Raw genomic sequence first — 22,825 nt, 5'->3', positions numbered from 1 at the left:
GCTTCCTATTTACAAGTTTTTACAACTTCTTTAAGCTCATCTAATCGTTTTCCACTTAATTCGCTCTGATAGAGGTTAAAGTTGTTATGACACTCTTCCTTGTTTTTTAGAAATGCAAAACTCTGAACGAGTCTTACTATTGAATGAACCCTAAGATCTTTTTCCCTATAGGTTTTAAGAATTTCATTATATCTATAGACAGCAGAATCATAAACTTCTGTTTTAAAATAGAAGTCTGCAATATATTGCTCTCTGTCTCTTTTCATTTTTTTACATTTATTGATTTTTTCTATTGCTTCTTTTTTATAATTTGTATTTGGGAATTTTTGAACAAGATCTTCATAAAATGATATCGCCTGATCTGCAACAGATAAATCTCGATCGAAAGTAGAAGGAAGTTGTCTGAAATAAGATTCTGCAATTCTGTAATGTACGTACTCTACCTTTTTGTGTTTAGGATGAAAATCTTTGAACAAGATATAGGTACCAGCAGCTTCTTCAAAATTATCTTGTTCGAAAAGGATGTCGGCATAAAGTAGTTCAGCATAACTCGCATAAAAGCTGTAAGGGAACTGAGTTTTAATTAAATTAACCTTTTCAATTGCTAAGAGATATCGACCACCTTCCATTAGCTCTTGTGCCTCTTTGTAAATCACTTCGGCCTCTGTGTTGCCAGTAGGTCTTTCTGTTGCACATGAATATAAAAACAAAACTACAGCAATATAAAACAACTTTTTCAACATAACGCTCTCCATAAAATTCGTTAGAGTTTAGCATTTTGGAGATTATCCAGCAAAATAATATTCGAAAATCAAAGTATTTTAATGCCTTGAAGCATAAATTTCATGATAGATTTCGGAGAAGATAAGCTTAATGGCAACGGCCATGGGAATAGAAATAATCATACCGACAACACCAAACAATTGAGAGCCTAGAACAACACTAATGACAACTACAATTGGATGAAGATCTACAATTCTTGAAACCAGAATAGGAAATATAAGAGCAATATCAATTGCATTTGCAATAACGTACAAAAATATAACTCCACTAAATTTTGGATCATTCATTGAGTATTCAGTGGCAGCAAATATGAGGGCCGGAATTGCTCCAAAAAATGGGCCTACATAGGGTATAACATTTGTTAGTCCAGCAACGATTCCCAAAAGAAATGCAAAGCGCACTTTCATAATCAGAAGCCCAAGAGTGATAATAAACCCAATCAAACTGGCCTCAACAAATTTTGCAAAAATATAGCCACCTAGTTTTTTATTAAATTGATAGATAAAGAAATAAAACCTTTCAAACATAGTATTAGGAGTCATGTTGAGTAAGAGATTTCTTAGTTTTCTTCCATCTCTTAGGAAGAAAAAAAGAAATAATGGAACGAGAAAGACCCACTCTACGACAGAGGCCAGGTAATTAGGTATTTTATAGATAAAACTGCCAATTGTATTTTTTGAAGTTGATAAGAAGTTATCAATGTATGTTGTATCTAACTTAAAGCCGGTCTTATCTTCTATCATGGTGGAGATATATTCAAAGTTACTTGTAAGAAATTTTTCAACTTTAGGAAGATAGTACTGAAACTTTTGTGCTTCATTAAATACTGATGTTGAAACCTTGATAATAGGGTAAAATGAAAAAAACAGAAAAAGAGTTAATACTATTCCTAAAATGGCCCCTCTATTTACTCCGAATTTTTCAAAAAATGGAACGATTGGACTTAAAACAAGATAAAAGACATAGGCCACACCAAGAGGCACTGACAACCTGGGCATTGAATATAAAACAACAAATACGAGAACAAATATTGAAAAGAAAAAAATGTATCTAGATGATTTAAGCGTACTTAAAGACTTACTTTTTGAAGTCATTGTTTGTCTTCCAATTCTTTTTCAAGTTCAAATAATTTTTGCTTCATCGATCTGGCCTCTTTGGTCAATGAATACAATCTATTTGCTATGATTATTGAAATAGATTGGAGTAATTTGGTCGCAATGATTGGATGTATGTTAATTAACTCTTCTACATCTGGCTTGAAAATACCCAATAATAGGGTGTTGTCTCTTGAAATAGCAGAAGCATTTCTCAAACTATTTTCTTGTAAGAGTGCAAGTTCACCAAAATAATCTCCAGAATCCAAGCTTACTACAAGTCTAGGCGTCTTCTCATCTTCTTCATCAATTCTGTTACTGTCTTCCACAATTATATCAACTGTCCCTGAGTAAATAAGATAAAATCCTACCCCAAGATCGAGTTGTTTAAAGATAATTTCCTTGGAATCAAACTTTCTTAAATGAAAATGTCGACATAAAATTCTGAGCTCATTGTCTGTAAAGTTCTTAAAGACATCAATCGCTCTTAAAAATTTGGGAATATTTTGTTTCTTTGCTCCAAATACAGGAGATGCTTGCCAAAAATATTTCAGAATGTTTAGATCAACTTTTTGCGGAAGGGACTCCCCATCTTGGATAGATTGTAAAATATCTTTCTCATAGCTCATAATACCTCAAAACGTTGCAAGATCTTCTTTTTTTACCCAGCCCGCAAGTGCACTAGGTCTAGAAATATATAGCCACTGATCTTTTACCTTATTAAACATTATTTTTGTTCCTGGCGACATCCGGTAAATTTCTTCATAAATATCTGAAGGGCCTTCCTTTACTGAAACTTCTTTTAAAGAGATTGCATGACCTAAATCGTTGGTGGAAAAGTATGATAAACCTAAAGGGAAAATAACTAAAAATGTGAAGAATATTTTTAAAGTTAGTCCTGCATTAATACGAATTTTTCTTAAAATCAAAAATACAACTACAAAAAATAAGCTTAGACTTAAATAGTATGAAAACGGTACTGATTCAACATAATCAAAAACGACTTCTTGTATTTCCTTATGAATTATTAAATCATCTGCACCCTTAGACTTTTTCAAAGATTCTTCAACGAACTTTAAATTATGAAAAACTTCCTGCCTTTTAAAATTACTTTTGAGGGCCATCTCAAACTGATATCGAGCTGCTGGATAGTTTCCTTTTTTAAGGTAAACAGTTCCCAAATTGTAATGAAAATGCCCGGTATAAAAAACATTCTTATGTTCGATGAGGTTGTCTATTAGTGCGTCATACTTTTTTTCAAGGTAGAGATCCTCTAATGACTTTAATGTGCTATTAATTGTATTATCTTGATTGATCATTTTCCCATTATCTTCATGGCCTTAGGAGAAATCAAGTTGTTATCTCAAAAAAAAGGAACAATAGCATGACACATAGTGACTTAATTCAAAACCTACAAAATCAGCTTTTCAGTGCAATATTGGAATCTCAAGATATTTATACAGAAATAAAATCTTCAGACAAAGATAAGAGCAAGTTTCAAAAGGAGCTTCTAGAGAAATATATAAGTATGAAAGGTCGAAATATTTTCTTCAATTATATTTCTGAAGGAAAAGGATATGGGCCATTTTGTGAATTGATGGATGGTTCAGTAAAATTTGATCTTATCGGAGGCATAGGAGTTAATCTTCTTGGACATGGACATCCCCTCTATATTAAATCTCATCTTGAGGCCGCATTATACGACACGATTATGTGTGGAAATCTTCAGACATATACACCTGCAATTGATTTAACAAAGAAAATATTGGGGGCAGTTTCAAAAAGTAGATTAAAGCATTTTTGGTTTGCAGGATCAGGAAGTTTTGCAAACGACACAGCATTAAAAATAATATGGCAAAAAACTGCTCCAAAATACAGACTCATTGCTTTTAAGAAATCCTTTGCAGGAAGAAGTATAGCAATGCAAGAAGTCACCGAAAACTCTGCTTACAGAGAAAACATGCCTCAAATGATTGAAGTAGACCATGTTCCACATTTCGATCAATACAATCCAGATACATCTTTAGAAAAAACAATGCAGGCCCTAGAAGAAGTGACAGCGAAATATCCAAATCAACACTGTGCTATCACACTTGAGCTTGTCCAAGGAGAAGGGGGCATCATTTTTGGTGACGAAATTTACTATAAAGAAATTTTCAAATGGGCAAAATCTAAAGGGCTATATATTTGGGTTGATGAAGTGCAAACTTTTGGCAGAACAGATGAACTTTTTGCATTTCAAAAATTTGGTCTAGATGAATTTGTAGATGTCGTCACAGTTGGGAAAGCACTTCAAGCATGTGGAACTCTTTACACAGAAGATTTAAATCCCAAACCTGGTCTAATAGCAGGTACATTTAATGGTTCGATATCTGCTCTGATTTGTGGGAGCAAAACTCTTGATTATTTACAAAAAGGTAATTTTTATGGCCCAGAAGGTAGAGTAAAACAACTCGAAAATATTTTTATAAAAAAATTAAATGAACTCAAAAAATCAGAAGGAGTGATAAGCTATATAGGTTGTATCGGAACAATGATCGCCTTTGGTATTGAGGACGAATCAAAAGATAAAACAACCAAGTTTATCCAGCAACTCTTCGAAAACGGAATTATTTCTTTTATGGCCGGAAGTAATCCATGTCGTATAAGGATGTTATTACCTCTTTCATTAAATGATGAACACATTTCTGAAATATTTGATCTTATAAGAAAAACAATTACAGAATTTAAGGAATAAATATGTTTTTAATTCGTGCAGTAGAAGAAAAAGACCTCGAAGATCTTTATGATCTAAGTTGCTCTGTTACATTTATAAACTTACCTCCCAATAGAGAAATCATTCAACATAAGATAAGTAAATCCATCAAATCCTTTAAAGGTTTAAATAAAAACATATTTGATGGACTCTACCTTTTTGTCCTTGAAGATCGAGAGTTAGATAAAGTAATTGGTGCCTCTATGATCCATGCACAACATGGAACAGAAGTTGAGCCACATTTTTATCTCTCAGTTGGTAGAGAGCATAAATATTCAAAAACTCTCAACACTGGCTTCATTCATGGCACATTAAAACTAGATTATGAAACTGATGGCCCGACTGAGATTGGTGGATTAATTTTAAGAGAGGATTACAGATCACATAAAGAAAAGCTTGGAAAATTGCTTTCTTTTGTCAGATTTTTATATATTGGATTACATCTAGATTATTTTAAAGAAGTTGTTCACTCTGAATTGATGCCTCCACTTGATCAAAAAGGAAATTCTCCCCTTTGGGAAGCAATTGGAAGGAGATTTTTAAATATGGATTATCAAGATGCTGACATTCTCAGTAGAACAAATAAAGAATTCATTCTTTCTTTATATCCATCTGAAACTATCTACGAAACGCTACTACCAATTGAGGCCAGAAACTCAATTGGAGAAGTCGGAAAAGACACACTTCCGGTAAAGAAAATGCTTGAAAGTATAGGTTTTAAATATGCTGAAGAAGTTGATCCTTTTGATGGAGGGCCACATTATCGTTGCTTAACAAAGGACATACTTCCTATAAAAAATATGATTCATGGAATTATTGATACCAAGTCAAATTTTGATCCTGAGCAAAGTAGAACTATTTTGGCAAAAATAGATAATGGTCAAAATTTATTTCAGGCATATAAAATGAATGTTAATATTGTAAATGATAGGGATTTACTCAAAATTGTGCCTGAACAAAAATTTTTAGTAGATCTTGATATTAATGATACAATAAAAATTAGCGCAATCTATTTATAGGAGATAGATATGAATTTTGAACTTAAGGGAAATTATTTTAATGGAGAATTTGTATTTCCTGCAACAGAAGGTTTACACGCAGTAGAAAAATATATAGTAAAACAATCTCCTGCAAATCTTGACGAAACACTCTGGCGATGTCCTATAGAATATAATGTAATCGATAATGTCATTGAATCAGCTGTAAATGGTTTTAAAGTTTGGAAGAAAACTGCAATCGAAGACAGAATCAGTTACCTCAAAAAATATCAAGAACAAGTCCTCGGTAGAAAAGAAGAAATTGCAAAAGCAATTGCCTTAGAAACTGGTAAACCATTATGGGAAGCACTTACTGAATCAGCTGCTATTATTTCAAAAGTTGATGTAACAATAAACGATTCACTTCCCAGAGTTAGAGATGAGCACATAGAAAATATAACCCCTGATGCAAATGGACATGTTTTTTATAGGCCAATAGGGCCATCTCTTGTGATAGGGCCATTTAACTTTCCCTGTCATCTCGCGAATGGACAGATTTTAAGTGCGCTCATTGCTGGAAATTCAGTTATTTTTAAACCTTCTGAAAAAACTTGTTACAGTGCTCAACTTTTAATTGAATGTTTTCACCAAGCTCAATTTCCTAAAGGGGTTATCAATTTAATCCAAGGTGATGGTGAAGTCGCTTCTAGGCTCACAAAATCTAGGCCATTAAAAGGTATTTTCTTTACTGGTTCAAAAGAAATTGGTCTCAAAATACTAGAAAATACATACTCTGATTTATCTAAATTAGTATGCCTCGAATTAGGAGGGAAAAATACTTCCATTATTCATAAAGACGCAAATATTGATTTTGCTCTATCAGAGTTATTAAAAGCAAGTTTTTTAACTAGTGGACAAAGGTGCACATCAACGGCACTCGTTGCAATTCATAACGATATTAAGGACGAATTTATTTCAAGGTTTCACAAACTCGCAAAAAGAATTATCATTGATCATCCTATCGATCATGAAAAAATGCCTTTTATGGGACCCCTTATTGATGAATCTGCAGTGAATACCTATTTAAATTTTGTAGGGATGGCCAAACGTGAAGGTATCGAAGAAATAATGCGTGGAAAATCAATCGAAAGAAAGTATCGAGGCCATTATGTTACTCCCTCAATCCATTACACTGATCATTTTAATCACAAAAGTATATTTCTAACCAATGAGTTATTTGGTCCAAATTGTACATTTATCAGTTATGAAAATATTGAAGAGGCAATAAACATTGCGAATTCTACTGAATATGGTTTGGCCAGTGCTATTTATACTGCGGACAAATCTCTTTACAATAAATGTGTAGAGGAAATAGAGACTGGATTGCTAAATTATAATCGATCAACAGTCGGAGCTAGTTCACAACTACCTTTTGGAGGGGTTAAAAATTCAGGAAATTACAGGCCTGCAGCTGTTTCTACTATAGATGCATGTGTGTATCCAATGTCATCACTAGAAGTTACAACTATGGGAGAAGTTGATTTGGATAATATTCCAGGACTAAGCTAAAATTGTCTTTTGTTAATGAGAACTCCGCTATTTGCAGAGTTCTTTAGGTTATCCTTATTTGCCTTTTCTTGCTCAAGGTCAACTGATGAGACTTTATGATAAGTTTCAAGTACTGTTTTCTTTTTGAGTTTATCTTGAGAAATTTTCAATCTTTCTTTCTCAATTAAAATAAAATCTGAAGTACTATGCTCATACTTAACTTCTTCAGGGGGTTCTTCAATGTAAAGAGGATCTTTAAATTTTTGAGAATCTATTTCTTTTGAAAGCTCTTGTGTGACTGGTACTGAATGAGATATTCCATCCCCTACAGCAGTTTGAACAACTACTGAATCACTAGCAATTTCTTCTATGTCCTCTTCCTTGGATTCAAATGGTAATATTTTTGCTCGGTTTTTTTTACTAAAGGGATCGAGGTCAACGCCTGAGAACTTACCTTCCATCATCTGAGTGAGTGACATTTTCTCTACACCCATTGACGCAGTCGTTAGTTCTTCAATCAGCTCTAGAGTCATGACACTGAGAAGATTATGAATGACTTGTTCTCCGAGACGATTGTCCATTATAAATCTCCAATAATCTTATCGTCCATTGTATCAAATACTTGAGCATTTTAATTAATTTCATTTAATTTCAAAGAATTACGCGTTCCGCATCCATCTTTTTTTGAGTTCATCCACAATTTTGCTATAGACAGAGCACCTCTAAATTTACTATAAACGATACACTAAATTCACGATTGGGGTGTGGCGCAGTGGTTAGCGCAGTAGACTGTTAATCTATTGGTCGTGGGTTCGAATCCCTCCACCCCAGCCATTTCTAACTTCCTGCTATTTAACGTCATCTTATATGATCTCTAGTGATATCAAGTGATCACACAGCTCTATTGAAGTCCGTTTAAAGTAATTATATCATTTTTATATTGAAATCATATCTCTTGAATATAATATTCATTGTGATATGATATAACTATGTACGCATGGGATGAGCACAAAAGTACTTCAAATAAAACTAAACATGGAATTAGCTTCGAAGAAGCGAGAGACTATATTTTTGAAGATAGAAATATAACAGTAATGAATGTGGCCTATGATAAAGAAGAACAACGGCATGCAATTATAGGAAAATACAATGGCAAATACTACACAGGTATTTTCACAATAAGAGATGATAAAATTAGAATCATTTCTGTAAGGAGATCTAGAAATGCAGAAAAACAAAAAGCAAAATCTAAAGGACTTTGATATAGAGTTTGATAATGGCGACGTCGAAATTGATTTTTCTGAAGGAATTGTTAATGAAGGATTATCAACAACAGTAAAATTACCACCTATTTCTATTCCAACTTGGCTTGCAGCTGAAATTGAATCTTTATCTAAATTACAGGCCAACTCAAAGGCCAGTATAGTAAGACAGCTCTTAGTTGAGGCCATAAAGAATAAAAGGGCAGATTAGTAGTTAGATTTTCCAATCTATTAATAATTCCAGTGTTATAGTAGGGCCACTCCAACCCGGCTAATCCTAACTTTCTGTTACTTAATTTTATTTAATATGATCTCTTGTGATTACATATGATCACTATATTTTTTATCATATACATACAGCGCCCATATTAATAATCATACTAATGTATATTGGAGTATATGTATGACAAAAGGAACTGCTATAGAGAATAATAATGGAAAATCAAGATCTATTCAACTCCTAGAGAACACGGAGCGCCACATGTTCATGTATACTCAAAAGTTAAAACATATTAAGAAACATTAGAGGTTCAAAGCAAAACAAAGTTCTCAAAAAAGACCATCAAAACAATTATATGGAAGAACTTGGTCTAATAAACGAAGAAGAAATTGCATTAATGTTTGAGTGCTTAAGCAAAAAAAAACTTTTAGCAGAAACTGAAATGCTTAAAAAGAGATTTTTCTCAGATTCAAAATGAACGATAGTTCTCAAGATATTAAAAATTTTATTAACGATATTTTTTATCACTTCTATGTTGAGGGACCTCTAAACTTTATGAGAATTTTCTCTAATGGGCAAAATTTAGTAAAGCTACTTTGCAAGAGATTGAGACCAACAAAATATACTAGTCCGATAAAATAATAATGAACAAAATGAGATAATAGAAGCCCGATTAATATAAAACTTCCAGCAAACATTCTAATCAATTGTTCGTTAGACATAAACAAACTCCTTTAAAGTATGTGTTAACATAATATCATAAATACAAAATTATGGATAAAAGAGTTAATTTTAATGCATCTTTAGACTTACTTTAAGTGAAAAGATTAAACATCTAAACTTAAAGAATTTCGAGACAATTTACTCACTTTAAGTTTTAAGAAAATTTTAATTATTCCTTTGAATTATCTGAAACTTATTAATTACGAATAAAACTTCACATATTCAAACAAGTATTAGGTTCTATTACATGATATTCTTCTATTTGACTCACCCACCATCTAAACCAAGGATTGAATAATGAACCTCTATCGCTCCTTCATTTTAATTCTAATATTCTGTGCACCTCAGCTACTTTATAGCGTTGAACTTTCAAATAATATTGCACATTTTTTCAACTGCCAAAATACTGATTCAGGATCAAAAAGAGTCGCTCTTGTTGGTACAGATGAAGAAATGTTACTTGTAGACTACTTTTACAAAAAGGCGGGTTGTAATGATTCTGATTTTTCAGGAAAGGTAAATTCAAAGGAAGGAAAAGTTAAAGTAATTTCTAAAAATGAGAAAACTGGTGAATTAGAAATTGAAATTATATCGAAAAAAACCTTTAAGTTAAAAACTGACCAGCTTGATAAAATTATGAAACATTAATAAAGGAGAGGAAATGTCCTCTCCTTTATTAATTTTATCTTAGGATAAAAGTTGCATTTAAATCTTCATCATCTGTTTTAATAGTTATTTTTTCACCGCTTAGACCAACCATATAGGCCTCAAGAGTTTCTTGTTTCAAGTAAACTTCAACTTCTTCAAGATCATACTTTGCAAATTTATTCCAAAATAGAATGGTATTGATTCCATCTACTTCATAGTTTCTGGCCTTATAATTAAATTTAAGTTTTAGACTACGATCAAATATTTCTTCGGTATTAAATTTTCCAAAAGCACTAAAGTATTTATCACCTTTTTGAAAGTTGAATGAAAGAGTTGAAGTGTTTATATAACTGGCCCACATTACTTTTTGTAATGAAACTTCAACGGGTATATTTGAAAATGATTTTTCAAATTTTCTAACATCGCTGTCATTAGAATTTAACCTCTCACTCATGGAAATTGTTCTATTTTCACTTCTGTAAATTATATTAAGCGGAGTACTCATTTTCTTTACAGGAGAACTAATTATAAATTTTTCAAATGGATTAATTGTGAAAATTTTTGGATTAGCGATATTGAAACCACTGAAGCTAAATACGACTGTATTTTGAGTAAAATTTTTCAAAGAATTTACAGATAAACTAATTTCAGAACATAAACGTTTCTCAATTTTTATTGCGGCCGAATCATCTTTTAGTTCAATAGTGTTTTCATCTTTAGAGCTTTCAACTCTCCCTCCTAAAGTTGCACTAATATCATTAATTCTATTGATAACAAAATCTTCTACGATATTATTTTTTTTAATTCTGACACCTTGAGAAAAATATGTACCTCTAATACCTTTTGTTTGTGATAGATTTGCTGGATATTTAAACTCACATACACCTTGTCTTGTTTCCAAAAAAACATTTTCATCTCTAACACTAACTCTCACATCTTTTCCAATAAGTGTTTCTAATGTTTGTAATTCCTCAATTTCTGAGTAACTTAAGCTTTCTAAATATTGTTCAGTATATTGATTAACGTTTCTTGGAGAATGATCAACTTGGCGTTTCTCGCCACCACAACTAACAAGTAGAGTAAGCAAACTTAATGTGACATTTGTAAGTAAATTATATTTCATAAAACACCTCAGTTTTTTTCAATAATATATATTGTTTTATCAAATAAGCTTATTTTGCTGTAGGGTCATTGAAGAATTTACAAAGCGAGTATTCTAACTGTCCAAAATTTAAACATCATAAAGTTTATAAGTTAATAATTTTACGTAGAGATTTAAAAGTTCGAGCAAAAAGGACGCAGTTCTGGAATAAGCCAAGTCAGACATTTTTTAAAAGATTCATCATCCTTACTTGGAAGTTCATCCAGACTATTTTTATGAAGTTCTAAACATTTAACAAATAAGCTACATTTAAAGGCCCAATCATCATTTTCATTTTTAATAATGGACTCCATTTCTTGAGTAAGTTTTTCCATTCCTCTTATTTTCTCTTCTATTTTTTGCCCAGCTGACTCAAAGATTTTATTTTGCTCTTCAATTTCTTCTACCTTTTGTTCATCAGGGTTTGACAGAGAGTACATGAAATAAATAAACATTGCCGGCGATACATATGTTTTCCAAAAGTTATATCTTTCCCTTGCACCTATTTTTCCATAGTTTCCATTAATCAGATGTGGCCTATTGGCATCATAAAAATAAGCTATTAACGGGTATTTAATAGGTAAAAAGTCCCAAATTAATGCATTAAAAAAGAGGTTAATCGTGAAGTTTGGTACAGGCATAACGTTTTTACCGATTTTACTTTGTAACCTTTTAATAGGGCCGTTTTTAGCAAATACTTCACTATAGTTTTCAAGGAAGACATAGAGCATTTGTTCTTCGGCCAAATGTTCTAATAATTTCTGTTGGCCCTTTGAAGTATATGGATTTTTCGTTAATGTATTTAAAAAAGAAAACTTTCCGTTATTTAAATGTTCAAGAAAGATCATAAGGTAAAGCTCATAATCAGATCGATCAAATTCTCCATTAATCAATTGCTTCATATTTACGTTTGCTCTCCAACGTCTATATAGGTTCATATTGGAGAGCTTCATATCCAAAGTTTTACCTTCTTGCTCAAGGGCAATACTGATGAAGGATAAAAACTGCTCAGGAGTCTTTAAATTCTCAGGATAAAAGGGAGTGTAATCTCCGTGCTCATAACTAACGAACATTTTTTTGCGTTCAAGCAAATATTCTGGATTATTAAAACTAGTGGCACTAAGAGTTTCGAAATAACGAGAAACTTTTGAAAAAGATTTTTTTGGAAGTACTAATAAAAGGTTTTTAGTGGAAGTCATACAGTCTACAAGTTTAGAAGCAGGACACCTTGCGGTAGGAGTTACTGGTCCTATAGGAGCATTCCAAGCGAAAATCCAAGATAAACAAAATAAAGTCAAAATACTTACTGCATTGTCCAAATTCATAATCCTTTTATCGGCACATTACAACGTATTTTTAGATAGTTGACTAGTGATGAGAAAGCAAACAGGGCCGTAAAAGATACAGACTTGATATATTAAATGAAATCAAATAGTTATAATGGCAATGTTGTTCAAAGGAAAATTATATGAGAATACTTACATTTATCTGTTTTCTTTACTCTGCCATTCTTTCACCAATACAGGCAGCAGATGGTCTTCCAAAGTCCCCTATTTCAAACCCTAATTCCGAGCAAAACATTCCGGCCACTCCCCAAGTTTGTGAAGAATACAAATTAAGAACTGACTATTATGCTACAGTTCTTATGAATAGAATTAATGATATGAATAATTTCAACTCAATTAGTTTGCATTTAAAAATGTCTCTTCAAGAAATTACAGCTCTTACTAGTATTAAGAATGCAAATATAAAATTATATGAAGAGTTAGGGCTTGATTCAGAAGCTCTTGAGATGAGTGAACGAAGTAATGACTTTGTTATGGATATCAATACTGCTAAAGCTATTATTGAAAATGAAAGTAGTACCCCAAATGACATTAGAGAAATTATCAATGCCCATAGAGTTGTTCCTGACTTAAGTAAAGATATTAGAACATTAATATTTGGAGCAATGGCAACACTTGTGGCGAGTATTTCATATCGAATGTATTTAGAGAAAAAAGAAAAAAAAGAAAATGATGATAATAATAATTCAAGTAATGCCGCAAATAAGGCCGAAGATGCAACTGATAAAGTTAAAAAGGAAAAAAGATTTAAAAGGCTAAGACACTTGGGAGATATGATTAAGAAAAAAATTCTTCCTTCAAGTTTTACGATTTTAACTTTTTATTTACTTTTCGAGGCGCTCACGTTTGAAACAGGGAAGATGGCACTCTCTGAAAGTGAAAAGAGAATTCTCACATCAATTGATATTTATTCCGATGCTATTAGAAACTACATTACATTGTTAGATTATACTGCTCGAAACTTTATCGGAGATACAAATTCTGAACAAGGAGCTGACGAAACTCTTGTGATGAAAAACATTGAACAATTTGAAAATTCTTCTGATTTTCTCAATCGAAATTGCCCAAATTACAAATATGAATTTATTAGTCCCTATGAATTGCAAGATTTAAAACGCTTTGTTTTCACTTTCAAAGAAAATTTTGAAAACACTGAAATTTCACATTATGACATTTACTTACCAACAGGATCTATGTTTGAAAAAGTTACTGAATAAAAACCAAATTGCCTTTGCTGAACGTTTAACCGACATCAGAGATTTCACTTCAAATGGACTTAAAGATTTATCTAAAGTTGACAGTGATTTCTTTGGCTTGTTTAATAAAATTATTTTTACTACTGAACTAACGGATTTTAACGCTAGTAATTTCTATTTAATCAATTTAGTTGAAAATACTTTTTTTATATTAGAATCAATAGATGAACTTGAAAAAAATAAGACTTTATCAAGTGAAGAAAGAAGTGAATGCGAGGATGAACTTTTTCATTTTTGGCAAAATACGGAACTTGCAGAAGGACTTTTTGAGCTTATAGAGGACGGCCAGAATCTACTACAAATTTCAATTGAATTTGTACAAATTCTAAAAAATCAAATTTTGTCTTTTTACTTCACAAAGATTTCCAAAGAAGGACTCGATGGAAAATTTGATCTTATTTATAATCTAATCTCTGAACTTGGTGAAAATGAAAAGACAATTTATTTAAAGCAAGGCCACTTTGTAACTCTTGACGAAACTCCTGAAACACTTCCAAGTGTATGTATAAAACAAATTGATTATAGAAACAATCTGTTCACCTATTCAAGTGGGGATCATGAAATCGTTGTTGAAATAAAGCAAATCCCTCAAACAAACGTATTTTCAGGTTTTGAATTCAGAGCAAATGCTTCCGAGGACAAAGATACTGCAAGTAAAACTATCAATAGAATAAAAAATGCATTGAATGACATTAATATTTTGGACCATTCTCTTTATGAATCTTTGCAATCATGTACAAAAATCTTTGTCTCCACAGATGCTGCTGATATTGTAAGCTTTTCTCAACAAGAGCTACCATTTGTCAGTACAATAAATTTTTATACAAGAGATAACCTTGATCTACTCGATGACCTTCTACATGAAAATGGTCATCATTTCTTAAATTATCATTTAAATATTGAAGAGCTGATTGATGAAGATGATGAAAAAATATTTTACAGTCCTTGGCGAAAATCATTGCGCCCAATTAGAGGAATTTTTCATGCCTATTTAACATTTGCCTGGGCCCATCGACTTTTTAGTAGCATTTTAATTTCAAATAACTCAATTGATTTACCTCAAAATCTCTACCAAAAAGCAAAACGCCGATATCTCGAAGAAAATTACATGCTTGAGCTATGTTACAAAGAACTTATGAGATCTGCTCAACTAGATAAAATACTATCACCTGGTATCAAGTTTTTAAAAGAATGTGAAAATACCATCCAGCAACTTAATCTGAAAATCTCAATAAAAGAAGATTCTTTAGATGAATTGAATTTAGAGAAGTATCAAATTTTTAAAAAAGAACAAGACAAGTTATATTCAGAGCTTGTGTAAAAGAGACTGCATTTTATTAGCAGGCATCATATCTCCTTTTTTTACAGCTACTTCTATACCTTTTTTAAAAATTTTCTTGGCATGAGATGATTCATTTAGAGCAATCAATGTTTCCCCAAGCTTTAAATACGCGACAGAGTAATTCTCATCAACTTCCAATACTTTTTCGAGATAATTTTTTGCCTGGCCAAATTCATTATTTGTAAAGGCAATATCAGCGAGGCCGTAATTTGCAAGCTGATCATCAGGATCAATATCTAAAACCTGTTCAAACATTGTTTTTCTTTTTTGCAATTCCTCTTTATCTCGATTTACTTTTTCAATTGCTTCTTTCTTTTTCTTAGCAATTTCACCATTTTCTTCGAAACTAGCGATTGTTGCCAATGCTTTTTCTTCCTCGGCCTTCTCAATTTCACCAATTTTCATGTAGTAAAGTGACTTATTAGTATGGCCCATAACAGAGTTAGGTACTTTTTCTAAAAGTCTATCCATCCAATCAATGGCCTGTTGGTATTTTTCCAACCGACCGTATATAACACCAATTATTTCATAAGCATCATAATAAAATGGGTTATATTCTAATAGTAATTCTAAGTAAGAAGTTGCTAAAATATAGTCTTCTCTATGGTATAATTCTAACGCACGATCATATAACACTTCAGAAACTGAATCTAAATTAAGATTTGCATAACTAAAAGGATCATTACATCGAGCAAAAAACTCTTTCCCATCAATATTTATTCTATAGTCCTTTCCAATCACCATAAACTCTCTACCAACTCTGATTGAGATATAAGTGATATTTTCAATATTTAAGAATCCTTCAAATTTGATTTGCTTATTACCAAGCAATACCGAAGAATTGGAATCAAAATTCATAAAGTCATTGATCTTAAAAATAACAACCTTCTTTGAAGCCCCTCGATTATTATTTATTTTAGAAGCAGTTTCTTGTCCTAAAAAACAACCTTTGGAGTAATCAACTCCTATATCGTTAAATACGGAGTTATTAACTAAGAGATTTTTATCTCCCTCTCCAAAATTTTCTGGCCATGTACTGACAAATTCAAGATGTTTTATTTTTAAATTTTCAAGCTCTTTAAAAGAATCACTCATTTCAAAATTAAATAATAATCTGACATTCATTCCATATAAAGGGATAGAAACAGAATTTGAAATTTGTTCATGAGAAAAAATAAAATATATTAATGGAGATCTAATTAACTCTAGAGTGACATCTTCCATAATAATATATTTTTTTAAATCCTCCGTAAGATCATAAGATAATTTTTTAGGAATAAGAATATTAAATACTTCATTTTCACCCCAAAGATAAAACGAAGATTGTATTAGTCCGGTTCGATTCAAACGACAAGAGATCAAACCTTCAGATTTACTTATCTTAAAAACATTCTGTGTCACTTGACCCTGAAGAAAGTTTTTAGCATCGGGACCTGAGACTATGATATGATCAAATTGATTTGATTTGATATATGTATTTTGAATATTGAAAAAAAGATCCGCAAAAAAAGAATTCATACAGAAAAGGACTCTCCACAACCACAAGTATTTTTAGCAGATGGATTATCAAATACAAAACCCTTTCCTTTTAATCCATCTTTGAAATCTAAAATCACACCTTTAAGATATACAGAAGATTTTGGATCAATATAAACTTCGACACCATCAAAAGATAGAACGTTATCTTTTTCGCGTTTTTCATCAAAATCAATTTTATAAGATAGACCTGAACAGCCACCTCCTACAACTCCAACTCGCAGGCCTTTACCTTTTGAATTTGAATCAGTTTTAAAAATTGTGAGTATCTGTGTGACAGCTTTTTGCGTAATATTTATTATTTCACCATTTTCAATTACTGACATATGTACCCTCTAGTGTCTATATGATTAGCTTTTTATTCCATACATCTTATTATAGTATTAAACAGGATTATACAATAGTCTATAAACGAGAATGATTTATGCCAAAGAACTTTAAATCTGGAAAAATCAGTAGGTTAACCGGTATTGGAACATCGATCCTCAAAGCAACTGGAAAATATGCAATAAGAACCGCAAGAAATAAAACCTCTGATATTATTGATAAAAATGAAAATATAAAAAACCTAAGTGCTAAGATTGCTGCGACGAAAGAAATCATTGAGACGATGGGAGAGCTCAAGGGTGCTTTGATGAAAATTGGTCAAATGATTTCGATTTCAGAAGATCTTATCCTTCCAAAAGAAATCAGCGCTTTATTCAATGGACTTCAAACCAAATCACCCAGTATGCCTCAGAGTGAAGTAAATTTAATATTTAAAAAAAACTTTGGGAAACTACCTACTGATATTTTTATAGATTTTGATTACCAACCAATTGCTTCAGCTTCAATTGGTCAAGTCCATTGTGGTTATTTAAAAGATGGAACAAAGGTTGCAATCAAAGTTCAATATCCAAAAATTGTCACAGCAATAAAAAATGATTTTAAAAATATTGATAAAATTTATCATTTATTTAAACTTATCTTTCCCAATGTACCAAATATTAAAAGTATTATAGATGAAATCGCTGAGAGTATCATCACTGAATGTGATTATGAAAATGAAATAAAAAATATGAATCATTTTGCATATATTTATCAAAATTTTAGCAATATTAAAGTGCCTAAAGCTTTCCCTCTTTTTTCAACGAAAGAAATTCTTACGATGGAATTCATGGAAGGTGATACTTTTGAGGATACTCTAAAATATTCTCAAGAAGAAAGAGACTTTCTTGGAGATATTCTCTATAGATCTTTCCAATATTCTTTTTACGTGCATAATATTTTGCATACAGACCCGCAAAATGGAAACTACCTTTTCAATCGAGACCAAATCATTTTGTTAGATTACGGTTCAACCCGAAGTTTTTCACCACATTTTATTTCATCATATATAAAACTTTTGAAATCTGTAGAACAAAACGATTTCATTCTTTATCAATTAGCTGCACAAGATTTAGGTCTTGTTAGGCCTAGTGAAAAAGAGGAACATCTATTAAAACATTTTAATTTAATTAAAGATATCTATGGGCCCTATACAAAATCTGGGAAATTTAAAGTAATTGATGAAAATCCTGTTCATAAAATTACTCAATTCTTAAAAAGTATTGATATGAAAAATAGAAAATCTCCTGCAAAAGAATTATTTCTTCTCGATAGGAGCTCATTTGGACTATACACAAAGCTGAAGACATGGAAGAGTGAAATAGAATGGTTTGAAAATATCATACATTATCGCTCAATTTTTGAATCTATTCATACTCTTTAAGAAATATTTACCCCTATATCTCTATACTAAACCCTTCGATACTATTAAAAGGTGGGGGGGGTTGTGGCCATAAAACTAATAGTGCAAAATGAAGATCAACACTTTAAATTTGAACTTTCCGAAGAATCTATTATTCTTGGACGATCTAAAAGTTGTGATATTCAAATAAAAGATTCTCTTGTTTCTGGCAAACATTGCATTGTAACACTTGTAAATGGAAAGGCATCTGTTTCAGATATTGGTACTACAAACGGTACTTTTTTAAATGAGTCTCCTATCGAGGCCTGCAGGATTCATCTTGAAGATGTCATCACAATTGGAAACACTTCGCTGACTATTGATACAGAGTCACTAACTCAAGAAGAGATGCTTTTGCATTCAAATCGACCGAAAACAAAAATCACTAAAGATAGTATGAAAAGAGAAGGTGATTCTCAAATTATGAAAAATATTCGAAAAGAGATGATTGAAACAAAAACAAGAATTCGAAGGCCTAGCTTTGTTGAAGAAGAAAAACCAAGCCTACTTCAAAAGATACTTCATCCTTTTGGTAAGAAAAAAGAAAATAAAGAAGATGAAGAATTCGAGGAAAATGAATAACGGCTATGGCGCCCATTTTTCTTCAGAAATTTCTTGATGCAAATTAATATACCTACTAAAAACAAAGAAAAAATCAGACATCCTATTAAAGAGTTTAATATATTCAGGTGGAATCTCATCTGGATGTTCTCGTTTATATGTAACTAAATCTCGCTCAATTGATCTAATTTTTGTTCTTACTATATGAGAAACACATGCAGCACGGTGTCCACCAGGTAATATAAAATTTTTAAGCTCAGGCAAATCTTTTGTCATTTCATCAATATTATTTTCATAATCACTAATAATTTGCTTATCTAATTGGGGAAGATTAAATTTTCTTCTTTTTTCTTCAGGGCAAGCAAGATTACTTCCAATATTGAAAAGTTCATTTTGAGTTTTCTTTAATATTGAAAGAAATTCGGGTAAAATAAGATGTACTTCGCACACGACAAGACCAATATGCGAATTCAACTCATCTATCGATCCATATATTTTGATACGATGATCACCTTTTGAAACAATACTCCCATCCACTAGTGATGTACTTCCTTGATCTCCTTTTTTAGTATAAATTTTATTCATTACATATTCCTTCTGTATTTACCGCCGTATTCATAGAGAGTATTTGTAATTTCGCCAAGAGAGCAATAATTGACAGTTGATAATAGTTCTTCAAATATATTTCCATCGCTCAAAATAACATCAACTAAATCTTTTATTGCTTTTTGAGAATTATCTTTATTTTTTCCTTTGAAATTATTTAGTCGGTCAATTTGTTCTTGCTTTTCATCATCTGTACATCTAGATATTTCAATTTCTTGATTGAGTTGTTCTTCAATATTGTCAGCAATATAAGTATTGACTCCAATGATAGGTAGCTTACCAGAATCTTTAAGTCCCTCGTAGTAAAGCGATTCCTCTTGGATCTTTGATCTTTGGTAATTGCTCTCCATGGCACCTAGAACACCTCCTTTATCTGAAATTCTCTCAAATTCGCAAAGTAGGGCCTCTTCAACTAGATCAGTTAATTCATCCACTAAAAAAGAACCTTGAAGAGGATTGTCAGTTTGATTAGGTCCAAATTCTCTATTTATGATCATCTGAATGGCCATTGCTCTTCTTACACTCTCTTGCGTTGGAGTAGTGATGGCCTCATCATAGGCATTGGTATGCAACGAATTACAATTATCACTAATGGCCAAGAAGGCCTGTAATGTTGTTCTTATATCGTTAAAATCAACTTCTTGTGCATGCAATGAACGACCAGAGGTTTGAATATGATATTTAAATTTTTGAGATTTCTCACTTGCCCCATAACGATCTCTCATAATTATTGCCCATACTTTCCTGGCAACTCTTCCGATTACTGTATATTCAGGATCAAGTCCATTGCTAAAAAAGAAAGAAAGATTTTGGCAAAAATCATCAATTTTCAAACCACGAGAGAGATAATATTCTACGAGAGTTAGTCCATTACTTAAAGTCAACGCCAATTGAGTAATTGGGTTTGCTCCGGCCTCTGCAATATGGTAACCGGAAACTGAGACGGTATAATAATTATTTATTTTATTATTTGAGAAATATTCTTGAATATCTCCCATCATTTTAAGAGCAAACTCTAAAGAAAAAATACAAGTGTTCTGGGCCTGATCTTCCTTTAAAATGTCAGCTTGAACTGTTCCTCTGACTTGTCTCATTATTTCGATTCTTTTTTTCTGATCCCAATAATCTTTATCAACCAATTTTTGAGATATTGCAGTATTCATAAACATGGCCAAAATAATTGGTGCCGGCCCATTTATAGTCATGGAAACTGAGGTGGCCGTGGAAGTCAAATCAAATCCATTATAGAGGAGCTTCATATCATCAAGTGTTGCAATACTTACTCCAGCTTCACCTATTTTTCCAAAAATATCAGGTCTATCTCCAGGATCTTCCCCATAGAGTGTAACACTATCAAAAGCAGTGGACAGTCTTTTTGCAAGATCATTGGAGCTAAGATAATGAAAACGTTTATTCGTTCTAGCTGGCCCACCTTCTCCGGCAAACATCCTCTTAGGATCTTCATCTTTTCTTTTGAATGGAAAAATACCTTGAGCATATGGAAAATACCCTGGAAGATTTTCTTTTTTTATAAATTTATATTTTTCAACTAAAGAAATGTATTTTGGATAGGCCACTTTAGAAATTTTTTGAAAAGATAATGAAGTGAATTTTGTTGGAACTTCAATTTTCTTATCCCTTACAATATATGTAAAAAGACCACTATCAAACTGATTAACAGTTTCTTCAAATGTTTCAATATCTTTAAAAACTTCGCTTGAAATTTCTTTTTTGATTTCATTAAATTTATTTTTTATTGAACTTTCAGCTTCTTTCATTCCACATACAATTTCCAAGGCCTCATAATCTCGTAAAAGTTCAATATTTGATATAGTCTTCTGATTGTAATTTCTAACTGTTTTGGAAATTTCTCTAAGATAATTTACTCTGTCTGGTGGTATAATTTGTTTTTTATTTGTAGGAGATTTATCAATTTGTAATTTAGTTAATTCATTATTCTTAAAATTTAGTTTTTTCAATATATCTATAAATAAAGCATTTATTCCTGAATCGTTAAATTTAGATGCCATTGTTCCATATATAGGTAAATCGTTATCTTCAGGAGAATTTTGATGATTTGCGAAAAGTTTATGTTCTCTCCTATATTGTTTTCGAATATCTCTAAGTGCATCTTCAGAACGTGGCCTTTCAAATTTATTTAAAATAATGAAATCTGCTTGTTCTAACATTTCAATTTTTTCAAGTTGTGTCTGGGCCCCAAATTCGGGAGTCATTACGTAAGCGCAAAAATCTGAAACTTTAGTGATTTCATCAGAGGCCTGACCAATACCTGAAGTCTCAACAATGATAAGATCAAAACTTAGAGACTTTAAATAGTTCACACATTTACTTATTTCAGGACTTAATTCTGTTCCTGAATCACGTGTGGCCAATGATCTGATATAAAAATTCTCAAAACTAGCACTTCCAAGTCTGATTCTGTCCCCTAGCAAGGCTCCTTTTGTTTTTTTCTTAGTCGGATCTACAGATATTAATCCAATTTTTTTTTCAGGAAAATATCTATGAAAACGAAATAATAATTCATCAATAACAGAAGATTTTCCGGCCCCACCTGTTCCAGTGATACCCATAACAGGAGTCTTTCCCAATGGGAAACTAAAAGGTTCTACTTTACAATTCTCTATATATGTTATTACTTTACCAATTTCTCTTGAGCTTGGATTTTTTTGAAATTTAAATTCAAAATTATCTAATGTGGAATAACTGGCCTTTAGGATCATATCATCAATTATGCCTTCAAGACCTAATTTCATACCATCTTCTGGTGTATAGATTTTTGTAATACCATTGGACTCAAGGTGTTTAACTTCACTTGGAGTGATGACTCCTCCCCCTCCTCCAAATATTTTTACTTCACTCGCACCCTGCTCATCTAGTAGCTTTCTAATATATGTGAAGTACTCGTTATGCCCTCCTTGATAGGAACTTAATGCTACGGCATGCGCATCTTCCATTATAGCAGCGTCAACAACTTCTTTAGCAGATCGATTATGTCCTAGATGGATAACCTCGACACCCTTAGTTTGTAAAAGTCTACGCATAATATTAATTGACACATCATGGCCATCAAATAAACTTGCGGCCGTAACAAATCTTAAAGACGTCATATATTCAACTCCAAGTGCAGGACTGCAGGACTATACAACAATTATTCTAGAAATAAAATCAGTACATTGCACTAAGTTATTTTCATGGATAGTACTTCTCTCTTTGAATGAATGAAAAAAATCAGTTATAT

22 protein-coding genes and 1 tRNA gene are annotated in these 22,825 nt (G+C 31.9%); 11 read left to right on the top strand and 12 right to left on the bottom strand.

Going from position 1 to position 22,825, the window contains the following annotated elements:
- Positions 1-5 precede the first annotated feature (5 nt).
- From bamD to H6622_03820, 4 genes are all read right to left on the bottom strand, one after another.
- The gene (gene bamD / locus H6622_03835; GenBank protein ID MCB9060635.1) at positions 6-743 is read right to left on the bottom strand and encodes an outer membrane protein assembly factor BamD; all 738 of its coding nucleotides are present in this window, start codon (positions 741-743) and stop codon (positions 6-8) included.
- A 78-nt stretch (positions 744-821) separates the two neighbouring features.
- Positions 822-1,877, bottom strand: a complete 1,056-nt coding sequence (locus tag H6622_03830) for an AI-2E family transporter (protein ID MCB9060634.1) — start codon at positions 1,875-1,877, stop codon at positions 822-824.
- Positions 1,874-2,506 carry a cyclic nucleotide-binding domain-containing protein gene (locus H6622_03825; protein ID MCB9060633.1) on the bottom strand — a complete coding sequence of 211 codons (633 nt, stop codon included), beginning with the start codon at positions 2,504-2,506 and terminating at the stop codon, positions 1,874-1,876. Before H6622_03825 ends, H6622_03830 begins: the two co-directional genes overlap by 4 nt.
- Before the next feature lie 6 nt (positions 2,507-2,512).
- Positions 2,513-3,196 (bottom strand): hypothetical protein, encoded by a 684-nt coding sequence (locus H6622_03820; GenBank protein MCB9060632.1) that lies wholly within the window; start codon positions 3,194-3,196, stop codon positions 2,513-2,515.
- A 65-nt stretch (positions 3,197-3,261) separates the two neighbouring features.
- Between H6622_03820 and H6622_03815 the strand changes: the two genes are divergently transcribed.
- The 3 genes from H6622_03815 to H6622_03805 are packed head-to-tail and all read left to right on the top strand — an operon-like array spanning position 3,262 to position 7,178.
- Positions 3,262-4,614 (top strand): aminotransferase class III-fold pyridoxal phosphate-dependent enzyme, encoded by a 1,353-nt coding sequence (locus H6622_03815; GenBank protein ID MCB9060631.1) that lies wholly within the window; start codon positions 3,262-3,264, stop codon positions 4,612-4,614.
- Between the two features lie 2 nt (positions 4,615-4,616).
- On the top strand, positions 4,617-5,651 hold the full coding sequence (locus tag H6622_03810) for an arginine N-succinyltransferase (GenBank protein MCB9060630.1): 1,035 nt from the start codon (positions 4,617-4,619) through the stop codon (positions 5,649-5,651).
- A gap of 9 nt (positions 5,652-5,660) precedes the next feature.
- A complete protein-coding gene (locus tag H6622_03805; GenBank protein ID MCB9060629.1) occupies positions 5,661-7,178 on the top strand; it encodes an aldehyde dehydrogenase family protein in 1,518 nt (505 codons plus the stop codon).
- Here H6622_03805 and H6622_03800 read toward each other — a convergent pair.
- Positions 7,175-7,738 carry a hypothetical protein gene (locus tag H6622_03800; protein ID MCB9060628.1) on the bottom strand — a complete coding sequence of 188 codons (564 nt, stop codon included), beginning with the start codon at positions 7,736-7,738 and terminating at the stop codon, positions 7,175-7,177. The genes H6622_03805 and H6622_03800 overlap by 4 nt on opposite strands.
- A gap of 177 nt (positions 7,739-7,915) precedes the next feature.
- Between H6622_03800 and H6622_03795 the strand changes: the two genes are divergently transcribed.
- The 3 genes from H6622_03795 (at position 7,916) to H6622_03785 (ending at position 8,630) form a co-directional block, all read left to right on the top strand.
- Positions 7,916-7,991 (top strand) — tRNA-Asn (locus H6622_03795).
- Between the two features lie 155 nt (positions 7,992-8,146).
- Positions 8,147-8,419, top strand: coding sequence for a BrnT family toxin (locus H6622_03790; GenBank protein MCB9060627.1), 273 nt, complete (start codon positions 8,147-8,149; stop codon positions 8,417-8,419).
- Complete coding sequence (locus tag H6622_03785; GenBank protein MCB9060626.1) at positions 8,382-8,630, top strand: hypothetical protein; 249 nt, start codon at positions 8,382-8,384, stop codon at positions 8,628-8,630. Before H6622_03790 ends, H6622_03785 begins: the two co-directional genes overlap by 38 nt.
- Positions 8,631-9,169: 539 nt before the next feature.
- Here the strand turns inward: H6622_03785 and H6622_03780 are convergent.
- The gene (locus tag H6622_03780) at positions 9,170-9,361 is read right to left on the bottom strand and encodes a DUF2892 domain-containing protein (protein ID MCB9060625.1); all 192 of its coding nucleotides are present in this window, start codon (positions 9,359-9,361) and stop codon (positions 9,170-9,172) included.
- Between the two features lie 298 nt (positions 9,362-9,659).
- On the opposite strand from H6622_03780, the gene H6622_03775 reads away from it, so the two are divergent.
- Entirely contained in the window at positions 9,660-10,010 is a 351-nt protein-coding gene (locus H6622_03775; protein ID MCB9060624.1) for a hypothetical protein, read from the top strand.
- Between the two features lie 34 nt (positions 10,011-10,044).
- Here H6622_03775 and H6622_03770 read toward each other — a convergent pair whose 3' ends face one another.
- The gene (locus H6622_03770) at positions 10,045-11,133 is read right to left on the bottom strand and encodes a hypothetical protein (GenBank protein MCB9060623.1); all 1,089 of its coding nucleotides are present in this window, start codon (positions 11,131-11,133) and stop codon (positions 10,045-10,047) included.
- A 152-nt stretch (positions 11,134-11,285) separates the two neighbouring features.
- Positions 11,286-12,476: a hypothetical protein gene (locus tag H6622_03765; GenBank protein ID MCB9060622.1), complete on the bottom strand. Its 1,191-nt coding sequence runs from the start codon at positions 12,474-12,476 to the stop codon at positions 11,286-11,288.
- Between the two features lie 143 nt (positions 12,477-12,619).
- Here H6622_03765 and H6622_03760 point away from each other — a divergent pair, with 143 nt between their 5' ends.
- Positions 12,620-13,714, top strand: a complete 1,095-nt coding sequence (locus H6622_03760; GenBank protein MCB9060621.1) for a hypothetical protein — start codon at positions 12,620-12,622, stop codon at positions 13,712-13,714.
- Positions 13,695-15,074, top strand: coding sequence for a hypothetical protein (locus H6622_03755; GenBank protein ID MCB9060620.1), 1,380 nt, complete (start codon positions 13,695-13,697; stop codon positions 15,072-15,074). Before H6622_03760 ends, H6622_03755 begins: the two co-directional genes overlap by 20 nt.
- Here the strand turns inward: H6622_03755 and H6622_03750 are convergent.
- On the bottom strand, positions 15,060-16,613 hold the full coding sequence (locus H6622_03750; GenBank protein ID MCB9060619.1) for a hypothetical protein: 1,554 nt from the start codon (positions 16,611-16,613) through the stop codon (positions 15,060-15,062). The two genes, H6622_03755 and H6622_03750, sit on opposite strands and share 15 nt — an antisense overlap.
- A complete protein-coding gene (locus H6622_03745) occupies positions 16,610-16,957 on the bottom strand; it encodes an iron-sulfur cluster assembly accessory protein (GenBank protein MCB9060618.1) in 348 nt (115 codons plus the stop codon). The genes H6622_03750 and H6622_03745 overlap by 4 nt, the downstream gene beginning before the upstream one ends.
- Before the next feature lie 98 nt (positions 16,958-17,055).
- Between H6622_03745 and H6622_03740 the strand changes: the two genes are divergently transcribed.
- Both H6622_03740 and H6622_03735 read left to right on the top strand, forming a co-directional pair.
- Positions 17,056-18,381, top strand: a complete 1,326-nt coding sequence (locus tag H6622_03740) for an AarF/ABC1/UbiB kinase family protein (GenBank protein ID MCB9060617.1) — start codon at positions 17,056-17,058, stop codon at positions 18,379-18,381.
- A gap of 63 nt (positions 18,382-18,444) precedes the next feature.
- A complete protein-coding gene (locus tag H6622_03735; protein MCB9060616.1) occupies positions 18,445-18,981 on the top strand; it encodes an FHA domain-containing protein in 537 nt (178 codons plus the stop codon).
- Positions 18,982-18,984: 3 nt separating this feature from the next.
- Here the strand turns inward: H6622_03735 and H6622_03730 are convergent, their stop codons facing one another.
- Together H6622_03730 and H6622_03725 are read right to left on the bottom strand one after the other, a co-directional pair.
- A complete protein-coding gene (locus H6622_03730) occupies positions 18,985-19,545 on the bottom strand; it encodes a cob(I)yrinic acid a,c-diamide adenosyltransferase (protein MCB9060615.1) in 561 nt (186 codons plus the stop codon).
- A complete protein-coding gene (locus H6622_03725) occupies positions 19,545-22,694 on the bottom strand; it encodes a methylmalonyl-CoA mutase family protein (protein ID MCB9060614.1) in 3,150 nt (1,049 codons plus the stop codon). The genes H6622_03730 and H6622_03725 overlap by 1 nt, the downstream gene beginning before the upstream one ends.
- Positions 22,695-22,825 lie beyond the last annotated feature (131 nt).

The organism is Halobacteriovoraceae bacterium, from assembly GCA_020635115.1.
Taxonomy (GTDB): domain Bacteria; phylum Bdellovibrionota; class Bacteriovoracia; order Bacteriovoracales; family Bacteriovoracaceae; genus JACKAK01.
Note: the sequence above shows the minus strand (reverse complement) of the source record. Positions and strands in the feature narration are given on the sequence as shown.

What these genes read in the sequence shown, in the direction of transcription:
- H6622_03770 (MCB9060623.1), bottom strand. Translation starts at nt 11,133, where the DNA reads ATGAAATATAATTTACTTACAAATGTCACATTAAGTTTGCTTACTCTA.
- H6622_03740 (MCB9060617.1), top strand. Translation starts at nt 17,056, where the DNA reads ATGCCAAAGAACTTTAAATCTGGAAAAATCAGTAGGTTAACCGGTATT.
- H6622_03780 (MCB9060625.1), bottom strand. Translation starts at nt 9,361, where the DNA reads ATGTCTAACGAACAATTGATTAGAATGTTTGCTGGAAGTTTTATATTA.
- H6622_03820 (MCB9060632.1), bottom strand. Translation starts at nt 3,196, where the DNA reads ATGATCAATCAAGATAATACAATTAATAGCACATTAAAGTCATTAGAG.
- H6622_03730 (MCB9060615.1), bottom strand. Translation starts at nt 19,545, where the DNA reads ATGAATAAAATTTATACTAAAAAAGGAGATCAAGGAAGTACATCACTA.
- H6622_03805 (MCB9060629.1), top strand. Translation starts at nt 5,661, where the DNA reads ATGAATTTTGAACTTAAGGGAAATTATTTTAATGGAGAATTTGTATTT.
- H6622_03725 (MCB9060614.1), bottom strand. Translation starts at nt 22,694, where the DNA reads ATGACGTCTTTAAGATTTGTTACGGCCGCAAGTTTATTTGATGGCCAT.
- H6622_03750 (MCB9060619.1), bottom strand. Translation starts at nt 16,613, where the DNA reads ATGAATTCTTTTTTTGCGGATCTTTTTTTCAATATTCAAAATACATAT.
- H6622_03790 (MCB9060627.1), top strand. Translation starts at nt 8,147, where the DNA reads ATGTACGCATGGGATGAGCACAAAAGTACTTCAAATAAAACTAAACAT.
- H6622_03815 (MCB9060631.1), top strand. Translation starts at nt 3,262, where the DNA reads ATGACACATAGTGACTTAATTCAAAACCTACAAAATCAGCTTTTCAGT.
- H6622_03825 (MCB9060633.1), bottom strand. Translation starts at nt 2,506, where the DNA reads ATGAGCTATGAGAAAGATATTTTACAATCTATCCAAGATGGGGAGTCC.
- H6622_03765 (MCB9060622.1), bottom strand. Translation starts at nt 12,476, where the DNA reads ATGAATTTGGACAATGCAGTAAGTATTTTGACTTTATTTTGTTTATCT.
- H6622_03775 (MCB9060624.1), top strand. Translation starts at nt 9,660, where the DNA reads ATGAACCTCTATCGCTCCTTCATTTTAATTCTAATATTCTGTGCACCT.
- H6622_03760 (MCB9060621.1), top strand. Translation starts at nt 12,620, where the DNA reads ATGAGAATACTTACATTTATCTGTTTTCTTTACTCTGCCATTCTTTCA.
- H6622_03785 (MCB9060626.1), top strand. Translation starts at nt 8,382, where the DNA reads ATGCAGAAAAACAAAAAGCAAAATCTAAAGGACTTTGATATAGAGTTT.
- H6622_03800 (MCB9060628.1), bottom strand. Translation starts at nt 7,738, where the DNA reads ATGGACAATCGTCTCGGAGAACAAGTCATTCATAATCTTCTCAGTGTC.
- H6622_03830 (MCB9060634.1), bottom strand. Translation starts at nt 1,877, where the DNA reads ATGACTTCAAAAAGTAAGTCTTTAAGTACGCTTAAATCATCTAGATAC.
- H6622_03745 (MCB9060618.1), bottom strand. Translation starts at nt 16,957, where the DNA reads ATGTCAGTAATTGAAAATGGTGAAATAATAAATATTACGCAAAAAGCT.
- bamD (MCB9060635.1), bottom strand. Translation starts at nt 743, where the DNA reads ATGTTGAAAAAGTTGTTTTATATTGCTGTAGTTTTGTTTTTATATTCA.
- H6622_03810 (MCB9060630.1), top strand. Translation starts at nt 4,617, where the DNA reads ATGTTTTTAATTCGTGCAGTAGAAGAAAAAGACCTCGAAGATCTTTAT.